Source organism: Pseudomonas fluorescens, assembly GCF_902498065.1.
GTDB lineage: Bacteria > Pseudomonadota > Gammaproteobacteria > Pseudomonadales > Pseudomonadaceae > Aquipseudomonas > Aquipseudomonas fluorescens_BJ.
In genome coordinates this window covers 30,746-53,741 of record NZ_CABVIR010000005.1, presented here as the reverse complement: position 1 = coordinate 53,741, position 22,996 = coordinate 30,746, and the positions used below count along the sequence as shown (strand labels likewise).

Below are 22,996 nucleotides of genomic sequence, written 5' to 3'. Positions count from 1 at the left end.
TTTTTTTGGTTTACAGAAAAGGGCAAATACCATGGCCTTTACCGTCGAACTGGAAGAGTGGGTAGGCAGTGTCTGGCATCGTTTCATTACCCGACGCGCCAGCCCGGACTTCCCCGAAGCACGGGTCGAACTGGCCAGCCTGCAACGCCCGCTGGCGCTGCTGTTCCGCGCCATGGGCGGCGCCAGTGGCGTCGGTGTCGAAGCCGCCAGCGACCGCGATCTGCTGCTGCGGCGCAACCTGTTGCAGCAAATCGCCGGCACCTGCAAACAAGTGCCATTGGCGTGGTGCGACGAGGCCAATCTTCGGCTGCCGGCGAGCCTGGCGGTGTTTCCTGAAGTCGCTTTGAACGAGGAACTCTATCGTTGGCTCGCGCTACTGGCGGCTCAGGCCGGGCAGATGCGGCATTGGGGGCGGGACAATCAGCGCTGGACCCAACAGCTGTTGCAGCGCTTTCCCGCGTTGCGCGCTCGGTATAAACGTTTGGTCGATGCTCATCTGCAATTGCGCCCGGATCCGTCCTCCTTGACCGCCAGCGAAGCAGCCTTGGAACGCACGTTGTGCCAGGCATTGCGCGAGCCCGGTAGTGTCGAGCATTTTCCTCGCAGCGAACGCGCCGCCTGGCCGCTGCCTCTGTGGTTGTACCCGCCGCAAAACCTCGCCAGCCCGCAGGCAGCCGATCTGGGGGATGAGTCCGAAGAATCGTTGACCACGTCACCCGGCGAACAGAAAGGCGGACGCAAACGCGCCACGCGGATCGATGAAAGCACCCGTGATGGTGGCCTGTTGATCGTGCGCCTGGAGAACCTGTTCAGCTGGACCGAACACGTCGACCTGGATCGCTGGTCAGACGACAGCGAGGACCCGGACGCTGCCAAAGTCGCGCAGGACCTGGACGAACTGACGCTGTCGCGTACCCGTCTGCGCAAGGGCGGCGGCCTCAAGCTGCACCTGGATCTGCCGCCGGCCGATGTCGACGATATTCCCCTGGGCGAAGGCATCAAGTTGCCGGAGTGGGATTATCGCAAACAGCAGATGCAGGACGGTTTCGTCAATCTGCAAATGATGGTGCCGCGCGACTGTGAAGCGCAGCCGCTGCCGTCACGGCTCAAGGCCTCGGCGCGCCGCTTGCGCCGCCAGTTCGAGCACGTGCGCAATGACCGTCAGTGGTTACGCCAGCAGCCTCAGGGCTCTGAACTCGACCTGCAAGCCTGGCTGGATTTTCACGTTGAGCGCGAACATGGCCAGTGCGCCGAACGGGGTTTGTTCATGGAACAACGACAGACCCGCCGCGACCTCGCGTGCCTGTTGCTGGCCGATGTGTCGATGTCCACCGACGCCCATCTCAACGATGAGCATCGTGTCATCGACGTTATTCGCGACAGCCTGCTGCTGTTCGGCGAAACCCTGTCGGTGCTGGGGGATGATTTCGCCTTGTACGGGTTTTCCTCGTTGCGTCGCCAGCAAGTGCGCATGCAGGAACTCAAGTCGTTCACCCAGCGCTATGACGACAGCACCCGAGGTCGCATTCAGGGGCTCAAACCGGGTTATTACACACGCATGGGCGCCGCCATTCGCCAGGCTACCCAACTGCTGGGCAAGAGCAAGCGGCGGAGCAAATTGTTGCTGCTGCTGACCGATGGCAAACCGAATGATCTGGATGTGTATGAGGGCCGTTACGGCGTGGAGGACACCCGCGAGGCGGTGCGGGAGGCTCGGCGCCAGGGATTGACGCCGTTCTGTATCACGATTGATCGCGAGGCCGGGGACTACCTGCCGTACATGTTCGGCGCCAATGGCTACACCTTGATCCGCCAGCCCGAACAACTACCGCTGCGCTTGCCGCAGTTGTATCGCCAGTTGACCCAGCCGTGACCCTGGCTTCAGCGCGGCAGCCAGAAAAACATCGCCACGCAAAAAATCGTCAGGCCGATGCAGAACCCCATGAACCGACGCTGCCGGCGCTCCCCGGCGCGTTCGGCCAATGCCGGCAGCGGCATGCCGCATTGGCGGCATTCGGTGTCTTTTGATGGATTGGCGTGTTGGCAATACAGGCAGACGGGCATGCTGCTCACTCGAACTGTTCCAGGCGCGGACGATCAAGAATGGCGATCTGGCGGCCGTCCTGGGTAATGATTTTTTCATCGATCAGACGGCGGATGATCCGCGAAAACGTTTCCGGCTGGATCGACAGGTGGCCGGCAATCAGTTGCTTGGCCATCGGCAGTTCGAATTGACTGTCGATGGTTTGCTGGCGCACCAGTTGCGTCAGCAGATAACGCACGACCCGGTGGGTGGCGTTTTTTAGTGACAGGGTTTCGATTTCGTTGACCCGTTGATGCAGGCGAACGCAGAGCTTGCCCAGCAGCGCGAAGGTGAGACGGCTGTTGCTCTGCAGCAAGCGCATGTAGGTGCTGTTGGATAACCGGTAGAGCTGGGTTGGGCAGACCGCTTCGGCCGAGGCCACGTAGTTCGGAGTGTCCATCAGCATCATCGCTTCGGCGAAGGTTTGCCGATCGCCGATGACCTCAAATACTTTTTCCTGCCCGTCGGGTGTCAGGCGGTAGATTTTCACCGCCCCGGCAATCACGAAGTAGAACGAATCGGCCGGTTCGCCCTGACGGAACAACGGCTCGCCTTTGTCGATGCTCAGCAAATGGCTGGTACTCATCAATTCATCCAACTGTTCTTCGTTCAACGGCTCGAACAAATGATGGCTGCGCAGAATCTGGTGATGGACGCGATGGAGCACCATGGGAATTCATCCTGAAAGTTGAGGAGGGGCTTGCGATCAAGAATCAGACAAGGCCCAGGGAAATGCCGCTGGCCAGCGCCAGCACGGAGGTCAACACCACAAACCAGGCCAGAGGCTGGACGACTTTTTTCATGAGGGCTCCCGGGATCGAGGTTGCTTTGAGTTCCCAAGGCTTGAGCAAGACGCGGGCCATGCCTGGAGGCCTTTGTTTATTGGGATAGAAGAGGGGCAGGGTAAAAAAGACCAACGCAATCAGGGTTAAAACAACCCTTTAATGGTCATTTGTACCCTGTGCCAGTCGTCTTGGCAGTAAAGATGCGCCGCCGGCCGTTGATCTGTAGCGGGGGCACGGCCCTTGCACACTTGATCTGCGACAAAGGCAATTGCTCGGCAATACCCGATGATTGCACTTGGATTTACCTGGCGCGCACGTTGGCGCCGGTTCAGCAACAAGGTAAAGGAGTGGCTTTATGCAAGTGCTTGACCGCCGTAAAGCGATGACCATCGCGCCACTGTTACGACTGGCCTTTCGGCCGTTCTTCCTCGCGGGCGGCCTGTTGGCCGTGCTGGCCATCCCGCTTTGGCTGGCGGCCTTCAGCGGTTCGTTGTCCGCCTGGCAGCCGGCCGGCGGTTGGCTGGGCTGGCATCGGCATGAATTGCTGTTCGGGTTCGGGTTGGCAATTATTGCAGGCTTCCTGCTGACGGCCGTTCAGACCTGGACCGGTCGACCTGGCCTTAGCGGCAAACCGTTGGCCGCCCTGGCGCTGCTGTGGTTGGCGGCGCGCGTGGCGTGGCTGGTCAATGCGCCATGGCCGCTGCTGGTGGTGCTGGAAATGGCGTTCCCGCTGGCGGTGGCGGTGTTGATGGGCTTCACGCTGTGGAAGGTGCGGCAAAAGCGCAACTACCCGATTGTGGCGGTTCTGCTGTTGCTGGCCGGGGCCGACGGATTGTCTCTGTTGGGGTTGGTCGAAGGTCATGAAGGCTGGCAGCGTCAGGGCGTGCTGACCGGCATCTGGCTGGTGGCGGCCATGATGGGGTTGATCGGTGGGCGCGTCATTCCGTTTTTCACCCAGCGCGGCCTCGGTCGGGTTGACGCTGTTGCACCTTGGCCGTGGCTGGATTGGCTGCTGCTGATTGGCTCGCCCCTGGTGGCGTTGTTGTATGCCGCCGGCCCTGCGCTCAACCCCAATATTTGGGTGGGCTTACTGTTCGCGGTGCTGGGCGCGGGGCATCTGGTACGGCTGGTGCGCTGGCACGATCGCGCACTGTGGCGCGTGCCGTTGTTGTGGTCGCTGCACCTGGCTTACGGCTGGTTGGCGGTGGCTTGTCTCGGCATGGCGCTGTGGCATTTCGGCGTGCCGCTGAACCCGAGCCTGGCGGTGCATTGCCTGACCATCGGGGCCATGGGCGGTCTGGTGCTGGCGATGATCGCCCGGGTAACGCTCGGGCATACCGGCCGTGCGCTGGAGCCTCCGTCGGGCATGACCTTGGCGTTCATTTTGCTCAACCTGGCGTGTCTGAGTCGGGTCGTGTTGATTGTGTTTTTCCCCCTGCCGGCGTTGTGGCTGGCCGGCCTGTGCTGGGCGCTGGCGTTTGCGCTGTACGCCTGGCGCTATGGGCCGATGCTGCTGCGGGCTCGGGTCGACGGTCATCCGGGTTGAACAGGCCAACGAACAGAGGTGGGTGCTGATGTATCCCTTTTTGCTGATTGCGCATTTGCTGGCAGCCATCGCCTTCATCGGCACGCTGTTTTTCGAAGTGGTGATCTGGCACCGCGCACGCCAGCCGCTGGCAGAGACGACGCGAGTGACGGCGGATCAGGCAATTGCCGTGCGCTCGCGCAAGGTGCTGCACGGTGTGGTGTTGCTGTTGTATGGCGCCGGCATCGCGCTCGCGTGGCAACACCGCGGAGTCTTGAGCCAGCCGCTGGCCAGCAGTTTTGGTACGTTGCTGAGCCTGAAAATCATCCTGGCCCTGAGCATCATCGGCCATTACTTGTTGCTGGCGTATTGGTTGAAAAGCGCGCGGTTGTCCACGACCCGCGCTACCTGGATTCGCCGCAGCATTCTCGCGCACATGGTGTTGATCGTGATCCTGGCCAAGGCCATGTTCTATTGGCAGGGTTGATCGCGACGGTGAATGTAATGGCGTTGAACATCGCGCTGTAAACCCGTCAATCCGAGGTGGCGCCATTCGCGAGCAGGCTCAACGCCCACAGGGGACGGTCATCCAATGTGGGAGAGAGCCTGGCTCGCGAAAGCGGCGTCACGGGTTTAGTGCGATCAATGGCGCGGTTTGAGGGCATTGATGAACAGCACGTTGTTTTCCAGATGAATGTGTTGCATCAGGTCGTCCTTGAATTCCAGCAGCCCGCGATAGAGTGCGCGCCAGGTATTGCAGGCATCGGCCGGTGGCGTGATGTGGTGGGTCAGGGCGAGCATTTTTTCCAGCGCTTCACCATGTTGATCGTGTTCAAAGCGCAACACCTGGATCGGCGGTGCGGCCTGAGGGCCGATGCCCTGTTGCAGCATCGGGAAGAGCACTTGTTCTTCCTTGAGCATGTGACCTTCGAGTTCCTGCTGCATGTCGCTCAGCAGATCGGCCAGGCCATTGGGGCAGCTGCTGCGTGCGCCATGCACTTGCTCGACGCGCCGGGCCAGCCGGATCAGTTCCGGCAGTTGCTCGCGATGGCGGGCGTGGTAGCGCGTCAGGAGGTGGGCAATCAACGCCTCGGACGTTTCGGTGCGCCAGTCGTGCTGGGTTTCGCCAGCGTCCTGCAGGGTGTGCAGGGCATCGGCAATCAGCAGCGGATCGAGGTCTTTGCCGAGGGCCGCGTCCCGCAGGCTTTTATGCCCGCCGCAACAGAAGTCCAGTTTGAAGCTATGGAAGATCCGGGTAGCGCCGGGAATGTCGCAGGCCAGTTGGCCGAGGCTTTGTTCCAGTAGGGTCTGGCTCATCAGGGGTTCCTTGTTTGGGTTTCAACGGTTCCTCTGGCTCGTTGCATCGGGCATGCCATATTTAACTTATTGATAAATATGAATTTATTTTTAGTTGTGGTGATGCGCACCCTGACGCATTAGGGTGAATCCCACCATAGAGGGTAATTAAAACCATGTTGCGTGAAAGCCTGGCGGCCGACCTGATTGTCGAGTTGCCCAATGCTGTGCGGTTGCAACGATTGGTCCAGACCCTGCGCGAATACTTCAACAGTGGCGCGGTGGGATTGTTGCGTCTGGATGACGACAGCCTCAGGCCCGTGGCGACGGTGGGGCTGGTGCATGAAGCGTTGGGGCGCCGGTTCGTCATCGCCCAGCATCCTCGACTGGCGGCGATCATGGCATCGCGCGAACCCGTCTGGTTCGAGCCCGACAGCCGCCTGCCGGATCCTTACGACGGTTTGCTCGACAACCACATCGGCGAACCGCTGCCGGTGCATGACTGCATGGGCGTGAGCCTGTATGTCGAGGGCCGGATCTGGGGCGCGATCACCCTCGATGCCCTGCACGCCGGGACCTTCGACAGCCGTGCCCGGGAGGAACTCAAGCGCTGCACCTTGCAGATCGAAGCGGCCGTGCGGGTCACTCGCCTGGAACAGGAAAACCGCAGCTTGCGTCTGTCCCGCAGCGATCCCCAGGGTTTGCGCATGCCGGTCGAGGAGGGCGAGATCCTGGGTCAGAGTGAGGTGTTGCATCAGCTACTCAATGAGCTGGACGTGCTGGCCGACTCCGATTTGCCAGTGTTGCTGCTGGGCGAGACCGGCGTTGGCAAAGAGCTGTTCGCGCGGCGCTTGCATCGTCTGTCACGGCGCAGCCACAAGCCGCTGATTCAGGTCAACTGCGCGGCCTTGCCGGAGTCGTTGGCGGAAAGTGAATTGTTCGGTCATGTCAAAGGCGCCTTCTCCGGCGCCACCAGTGACCGCGCCGGGCGGTTCGATGCGGCCAACGGTGGCACGCTGTTTCTCGATGAAGTCGGTGAGTTGCCGTTAAGTGTGCAAGCGAAACTGCTGCGCACTCTGCAGAACGGCGAGATCCAGCGCCTGGGCGCCGACAAGCCGCTGCATGTCGATGTGCGCATCATCGCCGCCACCAACCGGCACCTGCCGGACAGCATCCGCGATGGCTTGTTTCGGGCCGATTTGTATCACCGTCTCTCGGTGTATCCGGTGCCGATCCCGTCGTTGCGGGAACGTGGTAATGATGTGTTGATGCTGGCCGGGCATTTCCTTGAGCTCAATCGGGCAAGGCTCGGCCTGCGTGGCCTGCGTCTGTCGCCGGCGGCCGAACGTGCGCTGCTGGCGTATACCTGGCCGGGCAACGTGCGCGAGCTGGAGCATGTCATCAGCCGTGCCGCATTGAAGCAGCTCAGTCGCGGTACCAGTCGTGCTTTGATCATGACGCTGGAACCCGAGATTCTTGACCTCGACAGTGCGACGAACGCACCGCAGGTGACGACAGAATCTTGCGACGCTGTGCCGGCTGATCTGCCGTTCCAGCCGCTGGGTGAAGCGGTCGACGACTATCAACGCAAGAAAATTCTCCAGGCGCTGAGCCTGTCCGGTGAAAACTGGGCCAGCGCGGCGCGGATTCTGGAAGTCGACCCGAGCAATTTGCACAAACTGGCGCGGCGTCTGCGACTCAAGTAATCAACACTGTTGATGGCGGTCAAGGTCGGTTTGCGCAGTGCCTCGCACACTGCGCAAAACCTACCGGAGATCACCGTCATGCCACTTTCCCTGGCCCAGATGCGCCGCAACTACACCCTGTATGGCTTGCAGGACGAGCATGCGCTGGATGACCCTTTGGCGATGTTTCGGCAATGGCTGCAACAGGCCCGTGACACCGAGAGTGCGCCTGTGGAAGCCAATAGCATGATGTTGGCGACGGTCGACAGCGAGGGGCGGCCGCACTGCCGCGTCCTGTTGCTCAAGGGCTTGAGCGAGGAAGGTTTCACGTTCTTCGGCCATTACCAGAGTGACAAGGGCCAGCAACTGGCCGCCAATCCCTATGCCGCCATGACGTTCTTCTGGCCGGGGCTGGAGCGACAGGTGCGGATTGAAGGCCGGGTGTCCAGACTCGACCCGGCGCTGTCGGACGCGTACTTCGATTCCCGTTCCATGGCCAGTCGTCTCGGCGCCTGGGCTTCACCGCAAAGCCGTCCGCTGGCCGGTCGTGCAGCGCTTGAATCGCTGCTGGCCGACACCATCAAGCGCTTCGTCGGCCAGACCGTGCCGCGACCCGAGCACTGGGGCGGCTACTGCCTGCATCCCGAGCGCCTGGAGTTCTGGCAGGGCCGCGCCGACCGTTTGCATGACCGTATCGACTACCGTCTGCATGAAGGTGCCTGGAAACGAAGTCGCCTCGCACCTTGAGCTCGACGAGGTACCTCCTTGGAGGAATAGGCTCATCACGGATTCCGGTTCAGGCTTGCGGCCATATCCTCATCTACGGGAAAACCTGGACATGGCCCATCTGGCGCAACGCACGTTTGAACCCCTGAACATCGCCGTGCTGACCATCAGCGATACGCGCACCTTTGACACCGACACCTCGGGCCAGACCCTGACCGATTTGCTGCAAACCGCCGGGCATGTATTGATCGATCGTGATCTGGTCAAGGACGATATCTATCAGATCCGCGCCACCGTTTCCCGGTGGATCGCCGACCCCGCAGTGCAAGTTGTCCTGATGACCGGCGGTACCGGGTTCACCGCCCGCGACAACACGCCGCAAGCCGTCCTGCCATTGCTGGACAAACACGTGGAAGGTTTCGGCGAATTGTTCCGTCAGGTGTCGCTGGAGGAAATCGGCATGTCCAGCCTGCAGTCCCGGGCACTGGCCGGCATGAGTAACGGCGTGCTGGTGTGCTGCGTACCCGGTTCGCCGGGCGCTTGCCGGACGGCCTGGAACAAGATCCTGCTCGAACAGCTGGACAGTCGCACCGGCCCGTGCAATTTCGCCCCGCATTTGAAACCTCAGGCCCAGCGCATCATGGATGCCTGCGAGACACGCTCATGACCGGTCGGGTGTGCGACCTCGGCAGCCTGATGCCGGTGGACGAAGCCATCATCCGTCTGCTCGATCAGGCACCGCCGCCGCCCCTGGTGCAAAGGATCAGCCTGGATCAAGCGATGGGACGCGTGCTGGCAGCGGATATCCATTCGCCGGTGAATCTGCCCGCCTGGGACAACAGTGCCATGGACGGTTACGCCCTCAGGGCCGCCGACCTGCCGGCGGAGGGTGGTGGGTTGGCGATGGCTGGGCGAATTGCGGCGGGAGATCAGGCGTCCTCACCGTTGCTCGCGCAGCAAACGGTGCAGATCTTTACCGGCGCGCCATTGCCACCGGGCGCTGATACCGTCGTCCCGCAAGAGCGTTGCCGGATCGACGGCGAGCGTGTCTGGTTTCCGCCGGTTTGCGTTGGCGATCATGTACGTCAGGAGGGTGAGGAGGTTCGTCGCGGGCAGCTGTTGCTCAAGGCCGGCAAGCGCCTGCGCGCTCAGGAAATCGGCTTGCTGGCCGGCGCCGGAATTGCACGGGTGGAGGTCTATCGGCCGTTGCAGGTGTGCTTGCTCAGCAGCGGCAATGAGCTGCGCGAGCCGGGCGACGTCTTGGCGCCGGGGCAGATTTACAACAGCAATCGCTATTGCCTCGCCGCGTTGTTGCGTGGCTGGGGCGTCGAGGTGCATGACTACGGCGTGATGGCCGATGAGCTGGCGGCCAGTCGACACGCATTGAGCCTGGCGTCGTCTGAATGCGATCTGTTGCTGAGCAGCGGCGGCGTATCGGTCGGCGAAGAGGACCATCTCAAGCAAGCCATCGAGGAACTGGGCAGCGTCGATTTCTGGCGGCTGGCCATGCAGCCGGGCAAACCGCTGGCCTTTGGCGCAGTGGCCGGCAAACCGTGGATCGGCATGCCCGGCAATCCATCGGCAGCACTGATTACCGCGTTGGTGGTGGTGCGTCCGTTTTTGCTCAGGGCCCAGGGGATGACGGACGTGATGCCGCGACCATTGGCCGTGCCAGCCGGGTTCGACTGGCTGCAACGTAACAAGCGTCGGCAGTACTTACGGGCGAAGTTGGCGCCCGGCGCTGACGGCCAGATGACCGTGGCACTGCACCCTCAGCAAAGCTCTGCGATGTTGACGGCCGCGTGCTGGGCTGACGGGCTGGCAGTGATCGAGTGCGAGCAGCAAGTGCGCAAGCACGACAACGTGATGTTCCTGTCTTTTGCCGACCTGATGCAGTGAGGGCAATTGATTGCCGTCAAGGCCGTTCCTGCCGGTCTGGCTAGACTGGCAGCGCCGCTTTTTCATGAGGATTACCCATGCAACTGGTCTGCCCGGCAGGGAACCTGCCTGCGCTCAAAGCGGCGGTGCGCCAAGGCGCCGATGCCGTCTATGTCGGCTTTCGCGATGACACCAACGCCCGGCATTTCGCAGGGCTGAACATGGACGACAAACAGTTCGACGCCGCCGTCGCCCACATCCGCCAGCATCAACGCAAACTCTATGTCGCCGTCAACACCTACCCGCAACCCAAGGGCTGGGAGCGCTGGCAGCGGGCGGTGGATCGTGCCGCCGATTTCGGTGTGGACGCGCTGATCGCCGCTGATCCGGGGGTGCTCAACTATGCCAGCCAGCGCCATCCGCAACTGGCGTTGCACCTGTCGGTCCAGGGCTCTGCGACCCACGCCGCCGCGCTGGCGTTTTATGCGCAGCGCTACGGTATCCGTCGCGCGGTGCTGCCACGGGTGTTGTCATTGGCGCAGGTGCGCCAGGTCGCCGCCAGCAGCCCCGTGCCCATCGAAGTGTTTGGTTTCGGCAGCCTGTGCATCATGGCCGAAGGGCGTTGCCACCTGTCTTCCTACATCACCGGCGAGTCGCCGAACCTGTGCGGCGTCTGTTCGCCGGCCAAGGCGGTGCGCTGGAGCGAGGACGCCGAAGGTTTGAGCGCACGGCTCAGTGAAGTCCTGATAGATCGCTACACCCCCGACGAACCGGCGGGTTATCCGACCTTGTGCAAAGGCCGCTTTCTGGTCGACGGCAAACGCTTTCATGCCCTGGAAGAACCCACCAGCCTCGACACCCTGGACTTGCTGCCGGAGCTGACGGCCATCGGCGTCGAAGCCGTGAAAATCGAAGGTCGCCAGCGCAGCCCGGCGTATGTCGAGCAAGTCACGCGGGTCTGGCGCGCTGCGCTGGATGCCCATCGCGGCGCGCCGGGCAGTTTCCGGGTCAAGGAAGAATGGCGTCAGGTGCTGGCCGGTTTGTCCGAAGGCAGCCAGACCACCCTGGGTGCTTATCATCGATCATGGCAATGAGAGGACGCGACATGAAGCTCAGCCTGGGACCGGTCCTGTTTTATTGGGACAAGGAGCAACTCAGCAACTTTTACGCCGAGATGTCGGCCATGCCCCTGGACGTGATTTACCTGGGGGAAACCGTGTGCTCGAAACGCCGGGCCTTTTCACTGGATCAGTGGCTGGGACTGGGGCGCGAGTTACAGGAGTGCAGCCAGGCGCAGTTGGTGATCTCCAGCCTGACGCTGATCGAAGCGGCGTCGGAGCTTTCCAGCCTGCGCCGCCTGTGCGACAACGGCCAGCTATTGGTGGAGGCCAATGACATGGGCGCGGTGCAGTTTCTCGCCGAGCGCCAGTTGCCGTTCGTGGCCGGCCCGGCCCTCAATCTGTACAACGGCCACTCGCTGGCGCAATTGCTCGATTGCGGAATGACCCGCTGGGTGCCGCCTGTGGAGTGTTCGTCCGCGCTGATCAGCGATGTGATCGGGCAGGTGCGTGAACTGGGCCGGGCGGTGCCGGAAGTTGAAATTTTTGCCTATGGGCATTTGCCCCTGGCCTATTCCGCACGCTGTTTCACCGCCCGCGCGGAAAACCGGCCAAAAGACGACTGCCAGTTTTGCTGCATCAATTACCCCGACGGCATGGCGCTGACCAGCCAGGAAGGGCAACCGTTGTTCACTCTCAACGGTATTCAAACCATGTCGGCCGAGGTCACCAATTTGCTCGCCGATTATTCCGGGCTGGTGGCCTGTGGTGCCGATCTGTTGCGCCTGAGCCCGCGTGCGCAGGGCATGGCTGAGGTGATCGCGAGTTATCAGCGCGTTCGCTCGGGCGAGACACCGCCGTTGTTTGTCGACGGGTGCAATGGCTACTGGCATGGCCAGGCCGGCATGTTGCGCGTCGAGGAGGTCGGCCTGTGCTGAACCGAAAGAAGTGGCTGCTCAAAGGTGCAGACCGGTTGTTGCCGCTGGTGCGTCGGGTGCCGTTTGCCGTACAGCGCCTGGCGTTGCAACAGGCGCTCAATCGATGCCTCGCCGAGCCGCTGCGCGATGGCGAGTTCGAGGTGTTGCGTGGGCGTTGGTTATGTTTGCGGGTTCCGGATCTGGGGTTGTCCTGGTACCTGACGCTCAGTCGTCAGGGGTTGCGGATTGCCGAGCATGCAACGGCGGCGGTTACCATCAGCGGGAACTGGCGTGAGTTTTTACTGTTGGCCAGTCGTCAGGAAGATCCGGACACACTGTTTTTTCGTCGGCGCCTGGTGATAGAGGGCGATACCGAATTGGGGCTGGCGCTGAAGAACCTGATCGACAGCCTTGATCCTGATGTGTTGCCGGTGTGGTTATGGCGAAACCTTGAGCGGGCGGGGAAGGGCCTGGCAGCGGGCTGACCGCCCGGCACAACGGTGGGAGCGATCAGGCTCGTTCCCACATTGGATTTTCGTCGCCCTCAACCCCGGCTTTCATGCTGCCGGGTATCACTGGCAATCAACTGCCTGATCCCCTCAAACAACTCATCGCTCTGTGCCTCGGTGCAATCCTCGCCATAACGTTTACGCACCCCGTAATGGCTAAGAATCAAATGCACATCCGCATGCAATCCGTGTTGCTTCAGACAGTTCTCGACACATTGCAGCGGACAACCGTCCAGCGCAAAGATCCGCCGCCCCGACCGCGCCTTGTTGACCAGCGCGGCCACATGCCCACCCACGCCGGCGATGCAGGACATTTCCGCGACACCGCTGCGATCCAGGCGCACCGCCAGGGTGTTGGCCAGTTGGGCCACATTGGAGCAGCCGGAGCAGGCGTAGACCAGAGGCAAAGTCGAAGGGGGCATGACGCTCTCCATTATTGATGAAGTATCACAGTGTGCAAGGCGCAGGGCATTGCGCATTGATGGCGGTCAATTGCGGCTATTGGAACGCCGCCAGGTCCTCTTCCGCGAGGATGCTGATGTGGCGTCGCTCCATCGCGATCAGGCCGCTGTCCACCAGGCGATGCAATATCCGCGAGAAGGTTTCCGGCTGAATCCCAAGCTTCGACGCCACCAGGCGTTTGGACATCTGCAAGACAATCTGGCCGGTGACCGGGTGGCGTTCCTGGAACAGGAAATTGATCACCCGACGACTCGCGCTCGCCATGGTCAAGGTGTCGATGTCGCGCAGCCGCAGGTGCAGGTGAACGCTCATGCTCGCCAGGATGGCCAGGCAGACTTTCGGCTGGTCCTCCAGCGCATGGCGATAATGGTTGCCCTCGATGCTGACCAGCACACTGTCCTTCAGGGCGGTGGCGCTCACAGGGTAGAGCCGGGCCTGGCTGAACAGCAGCGCTTCGGCAAAGGTTTGCCCGGGCTGAATGATTTCCACCAGATTTTCCTGGCCTTCGCCCGTCAGCCGATACAACTTGATCTGGCCGCTGACCAGCAGAAAAAAGCGTTTGGCCGGATCGCCCTGATGCATGAGCGTGCTGTGACAAGGCAAGCGTTTGAGCATGGCCAGGGCACAGACTTCCTCGAAGACTTTTTCCGGCAATTGGCTGAACAGATGATGACGACGCAACGTTAAAACGATGGAAGGGTGGGTCAGCATGGCGTACCTCCGCTGACGGTCATAGTAGAGAGCGCAGGCCGGTTGACCTATGCCTCTGCAGGCCTACCTCCAAGGAGGCATGGCCGTCAGCCCGCACTGCGCAGATGCTCCATGGCCCACACGGCCGCCTCCACCCGCGAGCGCAAACCGAGCTTGTGCAGCAGGTTCTTGACGTGAACCTTGACCGTCCCTTCGGTGATGCCCAGCTTGTGCCCGATGACTTTGTTGCTGAAGCCGCTGGCGATGGTTTTCAGCACCTGGCGTTCGCGCTCGGTCAGTTCCACCACCGATTGGCGCGGCGGCGAGCGCAGCGCCTGGGCCATGACTTGGGTCAGACCGGGGCTGATGACCAATGCGCCGTTCAGGGCATCGCGGATGTACTGGATCAACAGTTCCGGTTCCATGTCCTTGAGCAGATAACCGTCGGCATCCAGTCGAAGGGCATCGCGAATATCGTCTTCGGCGTCCGATACGGTGAACAGCAATACTTTGCCGGTGTAGTGCATCGCCCGTAACCGGCGCAGGGTTTCAATGCCGTTCATTTGCGGCATGTTGTTGTCGAGCAACACCAGGTCCGGTTGCAGTGGCTCAATCAGACTGAGGGCCTCTTCGCCATGGTTGGCTTCACCGACGATCAGGAAGTCGTCCTCGAGTTCGAGCATCTGGCGGATGCCGCGACGCATCATGGGATGGTCGTCTACCAGCAGGATTCTATGGTGTGCGGGCGGGTTCATGTGACGCTACCTTCTGTGTGCTGTCCGAGAAACTCCGGGTGGAATTCCAGTTGGACGAGGGTGCCTTGCGGTTCCCTGGAGAATATCTGCAACCGGCCACGCAGGCTTCGCGCCCGCTCATCCATGATGTTCAGGCCGTGATGTTCGCGCTGGTCAACGTTGCCGCTGAACCCGCGTCCGTCGTCTTCGACCGTGAGCCTTACGGTTTCGCCCTCCTGGCGCAGTTCCAGCCAGGCGTTTTGTGCATGGGCATGACGCAGGCAATTGGAGAGTGCTTCGCGGGTGATCTGCAACATGTGGATCTGCTCGCTGGCCGAGAGCTGAAAGGCCAGCGCATCGACGTGCAGGTGCACCTGGAATTCGCCGCGACGGGAGAATTCTTCGGCCGTGTCCTTGAGTTCCTGCACCAGCCCGGCATCGTGAATCTGTAAGCGAAAGGTGGTCAGCAATTCGCGCAGTTGGCGGTAGGCATTGTTCAGCCCCTCGCGCAATTCGGCGGTGACATTCTCCAGGGTCTGCACCGGTTCGCCACGGCGCATCAGGGTCTGCATGCGGCTGACTTGCAGCTTCATGTAAGACAGGGCCTGCGCCAGTGAGTCGTGCAGTTCGCGGGCGATAATCGTGCGCTCTTCGAGCAATAGCAGGCGATGATCCTGCTCCCGTTGGCGCTTGAGCGAGAGCGAAGTGCCGATCAGGTTGGCCAGGGCCTGGATCAGCTGGGTTTCCCAGGCTTGCGGGGGATGACCGTCGACGAAGTGCGCCTTGAGCTCACCCAGTTCGCTGCCCTGGTTGCTGATGCTGAAGGTTTGCGGTTTCGCGTCATGGTGTTTCTGGCACGTGGCGCAGTCGCTGCTGGCGCAGACTTCGCGGATGTTGGCGCCATGCAGGGCGATCAGCTGCTGTGCGGGCGCCTGCGTCTGGCCTTGCAAGCACAGCGACAGGCGCAAACCCGGCAGGCGTTTCTGGAAGCGCCTGATCAACTCGTCCAGCCCTTCGGCATTGGCCAGGCGTGTGGCCAGGCTGCGGCTGCTTTGATACAGCAACTCCAACGCGGCATTGGCCTGTTGCAGGTTCAGGGTTTTTTGCTGGACCTGACTCTCCAGCGTGTGGTGCGACGCTTCAATCGTCTCGGCCATGGCGTTGAAGCTCGTGGCCAGCTGACCCAGTTCGTCCTGGGACTGATGGTTGACCCGCACCTTGAAATCACCGCGCCGAAAGCGCTGGGTGGCGTCCACCAATTCCTTGAGGGGCGTGACCACCCCGTACTGCAACTCATACAACCCGATCAGCAGGACAATCATTGTGGTGAACAGCGCCATGCCCTGGATCACTTGTTGCCAGCCTTGCTTTTGCTCGCTCTGGCGCTGTAACAGGCTGACGAACTGGTTCAGTTGATCAACGAACGGCCGGGCCTGGGCTTGAAACGCTACGGCATCGCTGCGTTCCAGCGCCGGGCGCAACGCCTCGTTCCATTGTTGCTGGAGTTGCCCATAGCTGGTTTGCAACGCGGTGGTCGGGCCATCTTCCAGCACGGCCTTAAGTGACTGGCTGTTGAGGCGACGTTGCAGGCTGTCAGTGATGTGGCTGATCTCTTCAGGTGTGGCACCGGCGGCGAGTTTCCAGCTCAGGTGGTACGTCTCCATCCGCACCGAACCGGCCGTGTTGATTGCGGCGGCATCACCCTGGCTGAACCAGGCGATCAGCCCGGCGCTCAACGAGCTGGCGAGGGCAAGCACGGCGATCAGGATTACCGCCAGCCCGGCGCGCGCGGGCAGGGAGCTGCGCAACCAGCGAATCATCAGCGCAGGTCCGTAGAAAAGTCAGGAAAGCAGAGCATGCACAGCTCCAGAGTGAGATTGGCCACCGATCCGGGAGGCGCTACCTCTAAAGAGTTGTCGACGGTTCCTTGTCGACAGAACACTGGGTGTAAAAAATTAAAACACTGATAAACAAGGGGTTTTAAGCATTTTCTGTACTACCTCCTTAGAGGTAGGCGGCACAAGCATAGGCCTGAGTCCCCTTGGGCTTCGTTGATGTGGATCAAGTTTTTGCGGGGTTTGCCTCTCTAGTCTGCGGCCATGGCTAACTGACTGGAGAGCATTTGTGACCCAACCCCGTGTACGACAAGGCTTGGTGCTGGGTATGAGCACGCTGGCCTTCACTGTGTGTTTCATGGTCTGGATGATGTTTGCCGTGCTCGGGGTGCCGATCAAGGAACTGCTCCAGCTCAACGAAACCCAGTTCGGCCTGCTGGCTGCGACCCCGGTATTGACCGGTTCGCTGGTGCGCCTGCCACTGGGCCTGCTGACTGACCGCTTTGGCGGGCGCAGCGTGTTCTTTCTGCTGATGCTGTCCTGCGTCGCGCCGCTGTACCTGATCAGCCACGCCACCGCCTATTGGCAGTTCCTGGTCCTGGGCTTGTTCGTCGGCCTGGCCGGCGGTTCTTTCTCGGTGGGGATTGCCTACGTCGCCAAATGGTTCGACAAAGAGAACCAGGGTTTCGCGATGGGTATCTTCGGTGCCGGTAACGCCGGGGCCGCGGTCACCAAGTTTCTCGCCCCCGCACTGATCGCGGCCGGTAGCTGGCAGCTGGTGCCGAAAGTCTTCAGCGCCATCCTCTTCATCACCGCGTTGCTGTTCTGGTTCCTCAGTGCCGAAAACAAGGACCACCACAGTGCCTCGGGCGCGACGTTGCGTGAGCAACTGAGTTCGCTGAAAGATCCTGCGGTGTGGCGCTACTGTCAGTACTACTCGATCGTCTTCGGCGGCTACGTGGCCCTCGCGCTGTGGATGACCAAGTACTACGTGCAGGAATACGGTTTCAGCCTGCAAAGCGCGGCGCTGCTGGCGGCCTGTTTTTCCCTGCCCGGTGGCGTGCTGCGTGCCGTCGGCGGTTGGATGTCGGATCGCTGGGGCGCGCAAAGCGTGACCTGGTGGGTGTTGTGGGTCAGCTGGATCTGCCTGTTCCTGCTCTCGTACCCACAAACCCAACTGCAAGTGCAGACCCTCAACGGCGCAGTGGATTTTCACATCGGTCTCAATCCCGCGCTGTTCACCGTGCTGCTGTTCGTCATGGGCATTGCCTTCGCGTTCGGCAAGGCCTCGGTCTTCAAATACATCGCCAATGACTACCCGACAAACATGGGCGCGGTGTCCGGCATCGTCGGTCTGGCCGGCGGTTTGGGCGGCTTCGTGTTGCCGATCATGTTTGGCGCCCTGGTGGACCTCACCGGCGTGCGCTCGTCCTGCTTCATGTTGATGTACGGCGTGGTGTGGGTCTCCCTCACCTGGATGTACTTCAGCGAAATACGCAAAAGCCCGGTGCTTGGTACAGAGCCGCCGCGGACCTCGTCCACGATTTCGAGCATTGCCCAAGGAGAACAACATGTCCGTTCTGCAAAAGCCTGACAAAGGCCCGGTCATTCATGACTGGCGTCCCGAGGACCCGGCGTTCTGGGGAAGCAGCGGCAAACAGACCGCCACGCGCAACCTGTGGATTTCCATTCCCGCGCTGCTGCTGGCCTTCGCGGTGTGGATGGTCTGGAGCACGGTGATCGTGCGCCTGAACGCCATTGGCTTCACCTTCACCACCGACCAGTTGTTCTGGCTGGCGGCGTTGCCGGGGTTGTCCGGCGCGACCTTGCGCGTCTTCTATTCCTTTATGGTGCCGATCTTCGGTGGCCGGCGCTGGACCGCCCTGAGCACCGCGTCTTTACTGTTGCCATCGATCTGGATGGGCTTCGCGGTGCAGGATCCGGGCACCCCGTACAGCGTGTTCGTATTGATAGCCTTGCTCTGCGGTTTTGGCGGTGGCAACTTCGCCTCGAGCATGTCCAACATCAGCTTCTTCTACCCCAAGTCCCAGCAGGGCACAGCCCTTGGCCTCAACGCCGGGCTGGGTAACCTGGGTGTCTCGGTGATGCAGTTCTGTGTACCACTGGTGATTACCTTCGGCGTGTTCGGTTTCATGGGTGGTTCGCCGCAAGCCCTGCCGGACGGCGGTCAGTTGTGGTTGCAGAACGCCGGCTTCATCTGGGTACCGTTTATTGTCCTGGTGACGGTGCTTGCCTGGTTCGGCATGAATGACCTGTCCAGTGCCCGCGCTTCTTTCAGCGAGCAGGCAGTGATCTTCAAACGCAAGCACAACTGGCTGATGTGCTGGTTGTACCTGGCGACTTTCGGCTCGTTCATCGGTTTTTCTGCCGCGTTCCCATTGCTGATCAAAACCTCGTTCCCTGACGTGATTGCGCTGAAATTCGCCTTCCTCGGACCGTTGGTGGGTGCGCTCGTGCGCCCATTGGGCGGTTGGCTGGCGGACAAACTCGGCGGCGCGAAAGTGACCTTGTGGAACTTCGTGGCGATGATCGTGATGGTCTTCGGCGTCATGCACTTCCTGCCGCAGAACGGTTCGGGCGGCAACTTCTACGGCTTCCTCGGCATGTTCATGCTGCTGTTCATCACCACCGGTGTCGGCAACGGCTCCACCTTCCGCATGATCCCGGTGATCTTCCGCACCCAGCATGAAAAAGCCGCTGCCGGAAAATCCCCGGCCGTACGCGAACAAGCACTCAAGAGCGCCGGCAAAGAGTCGGCGGCGGTCCTGGGCTTCAGTTCGGCCATGGGCGCCTTCGGTGCGTTCTTCATTCCCAAATCCTTCGGCACTTCGATGGCCCAGACCGGCGGCCCGGAGATGGCCTTCTACATGTTCGTCGGCTTTTACCTGAGCTGCATCGTCGTGACCTGGTGGTGGTACGCCCGCAAAGGCGCCGCGACACCCTGCTGAGACGACCCGAATCCAACCATTGCGTGGGCGGGGCACAGAACCCCGCAGCAAGCCTGAGAGGACTACACCGTGAGTCATTTACTGGATCAATTGCGGTTTTTCAATCGCAAGCAAAACGAATTTTCCGACGGTCATGGCGAGACCCGCAAAGAGTCGCGTGACTGGGAGAACGTCTACCGTTCACGCTGGCAGTACGACAAGATCGTGCGCTCCACCCACGGGGTGAACTGCACCGGGTCTTGCTCGTGGAAAATCTACGTGAAGAACGGCCTGATCACCTGGGAAACCCAGCAGACCGACTACCCGCGCACCCGCAACGACCTGCCCAACCATGAACCGCGAGGCTGCCCGCGTGGCGCCAGTTACAGCTGGTATATCTACAGCGCCAACCGGCTCAAATACCCGAAAATCCGCAAGCCGTTGCTCAAGCTCTGGCGCGATGCGCGGCAGACCATGGCGCCGGTCGAAGCCTGGGCCAGCATCGTCGAGGACAAGGTCAAGGCCGACTCCTATAAAAGCAAGCGCGGCATGGGTGGCTTCATTCGCTCCAACTGGGAGGAAGTCAACGAGATCATCGCGGCGGCCAACGTCTACACCATCAAGCAATACGGCCCCGACCGGATCGTCGGCTTTTCGCCGATCCCGGCGATGTCGATGGTCAGCTACGCCGCAGGCTCACGTTACCTGTCGCTGATCGGTGGCGCCTGCCTGAGCTTCTACGACTGGTACTGCGACTTGCCACCGGCCTCGCCGATGGTCTGGGGCGAGCAGACCGACGTGCCGGAATCGGCGGACTGGTACAACTCCAACTACATCATTGCCTGGGGCTCCAACGTTCCGCAGACCCGTACCCCCGACGCGCACTTCTTCACCGAAGTCCGCTACAAGGGCACCAAGACTGTGGCGATCACCCCCGACTACTCGGAAGTCGCCAAGCTCACCGACCTGTGGCTGAACCCGAAGCAAGGCACCGACGCTGCGCTGGCCCAAGCGTTCAACCATGTGATCTTCAAAGAGTTCCACCTGGACAAACCGAGCGCCTATTTCACTGACTACGCCAAGCGCTTTACCGATCTGCCGGTGCTGGTGTTGCTCAAGCAAATGGTCGACAAGGCGCCGGGCGCCGGTTACCAGCCGGATCGCTTCCTGCGCGCCAGCGACCTGACCGACAACCTCGGCCAGGAAAACAACCCGGAATGGAAAACCATCGCCCTCGATGTGAGCGGTGAACTGGTGTCCCCTCAGGGTTCCATCGGTTACCGCTGGGGCGAGAAGGGCAAGTGGAACATCCTCCCGCGTGAAGGCGGCGAAGGTCGCGAGATCGACCTGAAACTGAGCCTGATCGGCGATGACGTCGCCGAAGTGGCGTTCCCGTATTTTGCCGGCGAGTCCCACGAGCACTTCCAGCACGTGGCCGGCGATGCTGTGCAATACCGTCGTGTGCCGGTGCACAGCATCGTTCTGGCGGACGGCAGCGTGGCCAAAGTCGCCACCGTGTTCGACCTGTCGGCCGCCAATCTGGCGATCGACCGTGGCTTGGGTGGTGAAAACGTCGCCAAGGATTACAACGACGCCTCAGTGCCCGGCACCCCGGCCTGGCAGGAGCAGATCACCGGCGTCAGCCGCGAGAAAGCGATCCAGATTGCCCGTGAGTTCGCCGATAACGCCGACAAGACCAAGGGCCGCTCGATGATCATCGTCGGCGCGGCGATGAATCACTGGTACCACATGGACATGAACTACCGCGGGCTGATCAACATGCTCATGCTCTGCGGGTGTGTCGGTCAGACCGGTGGCGGTTGGGCGCACTACGTCGGCCAGGAAAAACTCCGTCCGCAATGCGGCTGGCTGCCCCTGGCGTTCGGCCTCGACTGGAACCGTCCGCCACGGCAAATGAACGGCACCAGCTTCTTCTACGCCCACAGCTCGCAGTGGCGCCACGAGAAAATGAGCATGCACGACGTGCTCTCGCCATTGGCCGACAAATCGCAATTCCCCGAGCATGCACTGGACTACAATATCCGCGCCGAACGCGCCGGCTGGTTGCCCAGCGCCCCGCAACTGAACACCAACCCGCTGCACATTTGCCGCGATGCGGCGGCGGCCGGTATGGAGCCGAAAGACTACGTGGTCAAGTCGTTGCAGGACGGTTCGCTGCGTTTCTCCTGCGAACAGCCGGATAGCCCGGTCAACTTCCCGCGCAACATGTTCATCTGGCGCTCCAACCTGCTGGGCTCCTCGGGCAAGGGCCACGAGTACATGCTCAAGTACCTGCTCGGCACCAAGAACGGGGTGATGAACGAAGACATCGGCCAGGTTGGCGACTGCAAACCTGAAGAAGCCGAATGGGTGGACGAGGGCGCCATCGGCAAGCTCGATCTGGTCACCACGCTGGACTTCCGCATGTCCTCGACCTGCGTCTATTCCGACATCGTCTTGCCGACCGCCACCTGGTACGAAAAAGACGACATGAACACCTCGGACATGCACCCGTTCATTCACCCGTTGTCGGCGGCGATCGACCCGGCGTGGGAATCGCGTTCCGACTGGGAAATCTACAAAGGCATCGCCAAAGCGTTTTCCAGCATGGCCGAAGGGCACCTGGGCGTCGAAAAGGACCTGGTGACCATCCCGTTGATGCACGACAGCGTCGGCGAACTGGCCCAGCCGTTTGGCGGCACCGACTGGAAGAGCGCCGGCGTGGCCCCGGAACCGGGCAAGAACGCGCCGAACCTGCATGTGGTCGAGCGTGACTACCCAAACATCTACAAGCAGTTCTCGTCCCTCGGGCCATTGCTGGAAAAACACGGCAACGGCGGCAAGGGCATCAACTGGAACACCGAGGCCGAAGTGAAATTCCTCGGTGAGCTCAATCACCACGAACGGGACGCGGGCATCAGCCATGGTCGGCCGAAAATCGACACGGCAATCGATGCCGCTGAAGTGATTCTGTCCCTGGCACCGGAAACCAACGGTCATGTAGCGGTCAAGGCCTGGGCCGCGCTGTCGGAATTCACCGGCATCGACCACAGCCACCTGGCCGTGGGCAAGGAGCATGAAGCGATTCGTTTCCGCGACATCCAGGCGCAGCCGCGCAAGATCATTTCCAGCCCGACCTGGTCGGGGCTCGAGGACGATCACGTCAGCTACAACGCCGGTTACACCAACGTTCACGAAGGCATCCCGTGGCGCACCATCACCGGTCGCCAGCAGTTCTACCAGGATCACCCGTGGATGCAGGCGTTCGGCGAGCAACTGATGAGTTATCGGCCACCGGTCAACACCCGCACCATCGAAGGGGTGAAAGGCAAACGCAGCAACGGCCACAAGGAAATCGTCCTGAACTGGATCACCCCGCACCAGAAATGGGGCATCCACAGCACCTACAGCGACAACCTGCTGATGCTGACCCTCAGCCGTGGCGGGCCGATTGTCTGGCTCTCGGAGAACGACGCGAAAAGCGCCGGCATCGAGGATAACGACTGGATCGAATGCTTCAACGTCAACGGTGCGCTGACCGCTCGTGCAGTGGTCAGTCAGCGGGTCAAGGACGGCATGGTGATGATGTACCACGCCCAGGAACGGATCGTGAACGTGCCCGGTTCGGAAACCACCAAGACCCGTGGCGGCCACCACAACTCGGTGACCCGCGTGGTGCTCAAGCCCACCCACATGATCGGTGGCTATGCCCAGCAGGCCTACGGTTTCAACTATTACGGCACGGTCGGTTGCAACCGCGATGAATTCGTCGTGGTGCGCAAAATGTCCAAAGTCGACTGGCTCGATGGTTCGTCCGGTGATGACCTGCCGCGTCCTTTGCCGACCGATATCGAGGAGAACTGAG

20 protein-coding genes are annotated in these 22,996 nt (G+C 61.3%); 13 read left to right on the top strand and 7 right to left on the bottom strand.

Going from position 1 to position 22,996, the window contains the following annotated elements:
- The first annotated feature begins 31 nt into the window (after positions 1 to 31).
- Positions 32 to 1,873 carry a nitric oxide reductase activation protein NorD gene (locus F8N43_RS18585; RefSeq protein WP_150654149.1) on the top strand — a complete coding sequence of 614 codons (1,842 nt, stop codon included), beginning with the start codon at positions 32 to 34 and terminating at the stop codon, positions 1,871 to 1,873.
- A gap of 8 nt (positions 1,874 to 1,881) precedes the next feature.
- Here the strand turns inward: F8N43_RS18585 and F8N43_RS18580 are convergent, their stop codons facing one another.
- Positions 1,882 to 2,064, bottom strand: coding sequence for a protein DnrP (locus F8N43_RS18580; protein ID WP_150632352.1), 183 nt, complete (start codon positions 2,062 to 2,064; stop codon positions 1,882 to 1,884).
- Between the two features lie 5 nt (positions 2,065 to 2,069).
- Positions 2,070 to 2,753, bottom strand: a complete 684-nt coding sequence (locus F8N43_RS18575) for a Crp/Fnr family transcriptional regulator (protein WP_150632309.1) — start codon at positions 2,751 to 2,753, stop codon at positions 2,070 to 2,072.
- 470 nt (positions 2,754 to 3,223) lie between these two features.
- Between F8N43_RS18575 and F8N43_RS18570 the strand changes: the two genes are divergently transcribed.
- Together F8N43_RS18570 and F8N43_RS18565 are read left to right on the top strand one after the other, a co-directional pair.
- Positions 3,224 to 4,414, top strand: a complete 1,191-nt coding sequence (locus tag F8N43_RS18570) for an NnrS family protein (RefSeq protein WP_150654148.1) — start codon at positions 3,224 to 3,226, stop codon at positions 4,412 to 4,414.
- A gap of 28 nt (positions 4,415 to 4,442) precedes the next feature.
- Positions 4,443 to 4,880, top strand: coding sequence for a CopD family copper resistance protein (locus F8N43_RS18565; protein WP_150632311.1), 438 nt, complete (start codon positions 4,443 to 4,445; stop codon positions 4,878 to 4,880).
- Between the two features lie 155 nt (positions 4,881 to 5,035).
- Here F8N43_RS18565 and ytfE read toward each other — a convergent pair whose 3' ends face one another.
- On the bottom strand, positions 5,036 to 5,710 hold the full coding sequence (gene ytfE / locus F8N43_RS18560; RefSeq protein WP_150632312.1) for an iron-sulfur cluster repair protein YtfE: 675 nt from the start codon (positions 5,708 to 5,710) through the stop codon (positions 5,036 to 5,038).
- Positions 5,711 to 5,865: 155 nt separating this feature from the next.
- Between ytfE and norR the strand changes: the two genes are divergently transcribed.
- The 7 genes from norR (at position 5,866) to ubiT (ending at position 12,438) form a co-directional block, all read left to right on the top strand.
- Positions 5,866 to 7,395: a nitric oxide reductase transcriptional regulator NorR gene (gene norR / locus F8N43_RS18555; protein WP_150632313.1), complete on the top strand. Its 1,530-nt coding sequence runs from the start codon at positions 5,866 to 5,868 to the stop codon at positions 7,393 to 7,395.
- A 78-nt stretch (positions 7,396 to 7,473) separates the two neighbouring features.
- Positions 7,474 to 8,121: a pyridoxamine 5'-phosphate oxidase gene (gene pdxH, locus F8N43_RS18550; protein ID WP_150632314.1), complete on the top strand. Its 648-nt coding sequence runs from the start codon at positions 7,474 to 7,476 to the stop codon at positions 8,119 to 8,121.
- A gap of 91 nt (positions 8,122 to 8,212) precedes the next feature.
- Complete coding sequence (gene moaB, locus F8N43_RS18545) at positions 8,213 to 8,767, top strand: molybdenum cofactor biosynthesis protein B (RefSeq protein ID WP_150632315.1); 555 nt, start codon at positions 8,213 to 8,215, stop codon at positions 8,765 to 8,767.
- Positions 8,764 to 9,999, top strand: coding sequence for a gephyrin-like molybdotransferase Glp (glp, locus tag F8N43_RS18540; RefSeq protein WP_150654147.1), 1,236 nt, complete (start codon positions 8,764 to 8,766; stop codon positions 9,997 to 9,999). Before moaB ends, glp begins: the two co-directional genes overlap by 4 nt.
- 77 nt (positions 10,000 to 10,076) lie before the next feature.
- Complete coding sequence (gene ubiU, locus F8N43_RS18535; RefSeq protein ID WP_150632317.1) at positions 10,077 to 11,072, top strand: ubiquinone anaerobic biosynthesis protein UbiU; 996 nt, start codon at positions 10,077 to 10,079, stop codon at positions 11,070 to 11,072.
- Between the two features lie 11 nt (positions 11,073 to 11,083).
- On the top strand, positions 11,084 to 11,974 hold the full coding sequence (locus F8N43_RS18530) for a U32 family peptidase (RefSeq protein ID WP_150632318.1): 891 nt from the start codon (positions 11,084 to 11,086) through the stop codon (positions 11,972 to 11,974).
- On the top strand, positions 11,968 to 12,438 hold the full coding sequence (gene ubiT, locus F8N43_RS18525) for a ubiquinone anaerobic biosynthesis accessory factor UbiT (RefSeq protein ID WP_150632319.1): 471 nt from the start codon (positions 11,968 to 11,970) through the stop codon (positions 12,436 to 12,438). Before F8N43_RS18530 ends, ubiT begins: the two co-directional genes overlap by 7 nt.
- A 59-nt stretch (positions 12,439 to 12,497) precedes the next feature.
- Here ubiT and F8N43_RS18520 read toward each other — a convergent pair whose 3' ends face one another.
- From F8N43_RS18520 to F8N43_RS18505, 4 genes are all read right to left on the bottom strand, one after another.
- The gene (locus F8N43_RS18520; RefSeq protein WP_150632320.1) at positions 12,498 to 12,884 is read right to left on the bottom strand and encodes a putative zinc-binding protein; all 387 of its coding nucleotides are present in this window, start codon (positions 12,882 to 12,884) and stop codon (positions 12,498 to 12,500) included.
- A gap of 76 nt (positions 12,885 to 12,960) precedes the next feature.
- On the bottom strand, positions 12,961 to 13,635 hold the full coding sequence (locus tag F8N43_RS18515) for a Crp/Fnr family transcriptional regulator (protein WP_150632321.1): 675 nt from the start codon (positions 13,633 to 13,635) through the stop codon (positions 12,961 to 12,963).
- Positions 13,636 to 13,721: 86 nt separating this feature from the next.
- Complete coding sequence (narL, locus tag F8N43_RS18510; protein ID WP_150632322.1) at positions 13,722 to 14,369, bottom strand: two-component system response regulator NarL; 648 nt, start codon at positions 14,367 to 14,369, stop codon at positions 13,722 to 13,724.
- Entirely contained in the window at positions 14,366 to 16,168 is a 1,803-nt protein-coding gene (locus F8N43_RS18505) for a HAMP domain-containing protein (protein WP_150632323.1), read from the bottom strand. The genes narL and F8N43_RS18505 overlap by 4 nt, the downstream gene beginning before the upstream one ends.
- Positions 16,169 to 16,472: 304 nt before the next feature.
- Between F8N43_RS18505 and F8N43_RS18500 the strand changes: the two genes are divergently transcribed.
- From F8N43_RS18500 to F8N43_RS18490, 3 genes are all read left to right on the top strand, one after another.
- On the top strand, positions 16,473 to 17,777 hold the full coding sequence (locus F8N43_RS18500; protein WP_150632324.1) for an MFS transporter: 1,305 nt from the start codon (positions 16,473 to 16,475) through the stop codon (positions 17,775 to 17,777).
- Positions 17,755 to 19,152, top strand: a complete 1,398-nt coding sequence (locus F8N43_RS18495; RefSeq protein ID WP_150632325.1) for a NarK family nitrate/nitrite MFS transporter — start codon at positions 17,755 to 17,757, stop codon at positions 19,150 to 19,152. Before F8N43_RS18500 ends, F8N43_RS18495 begins: the two co-directional genes overlap by 23 nt.
- Before the next feature lie 69 nt (positions 19,153 to 19,221).
- Positions 19,222 to 22,995, top strand: a complete 3,774-nt coding sequence (locus F8N43_RS18490) for a nitrate reductase subunit alpha (protein WP_150654146.1) — start codon at positions 19,222 to 19,224, stop codon at positions 22,993 to 22,995.
- The last annotated feature ends 1 nt before the right edge of the window (position 22,996 follow it).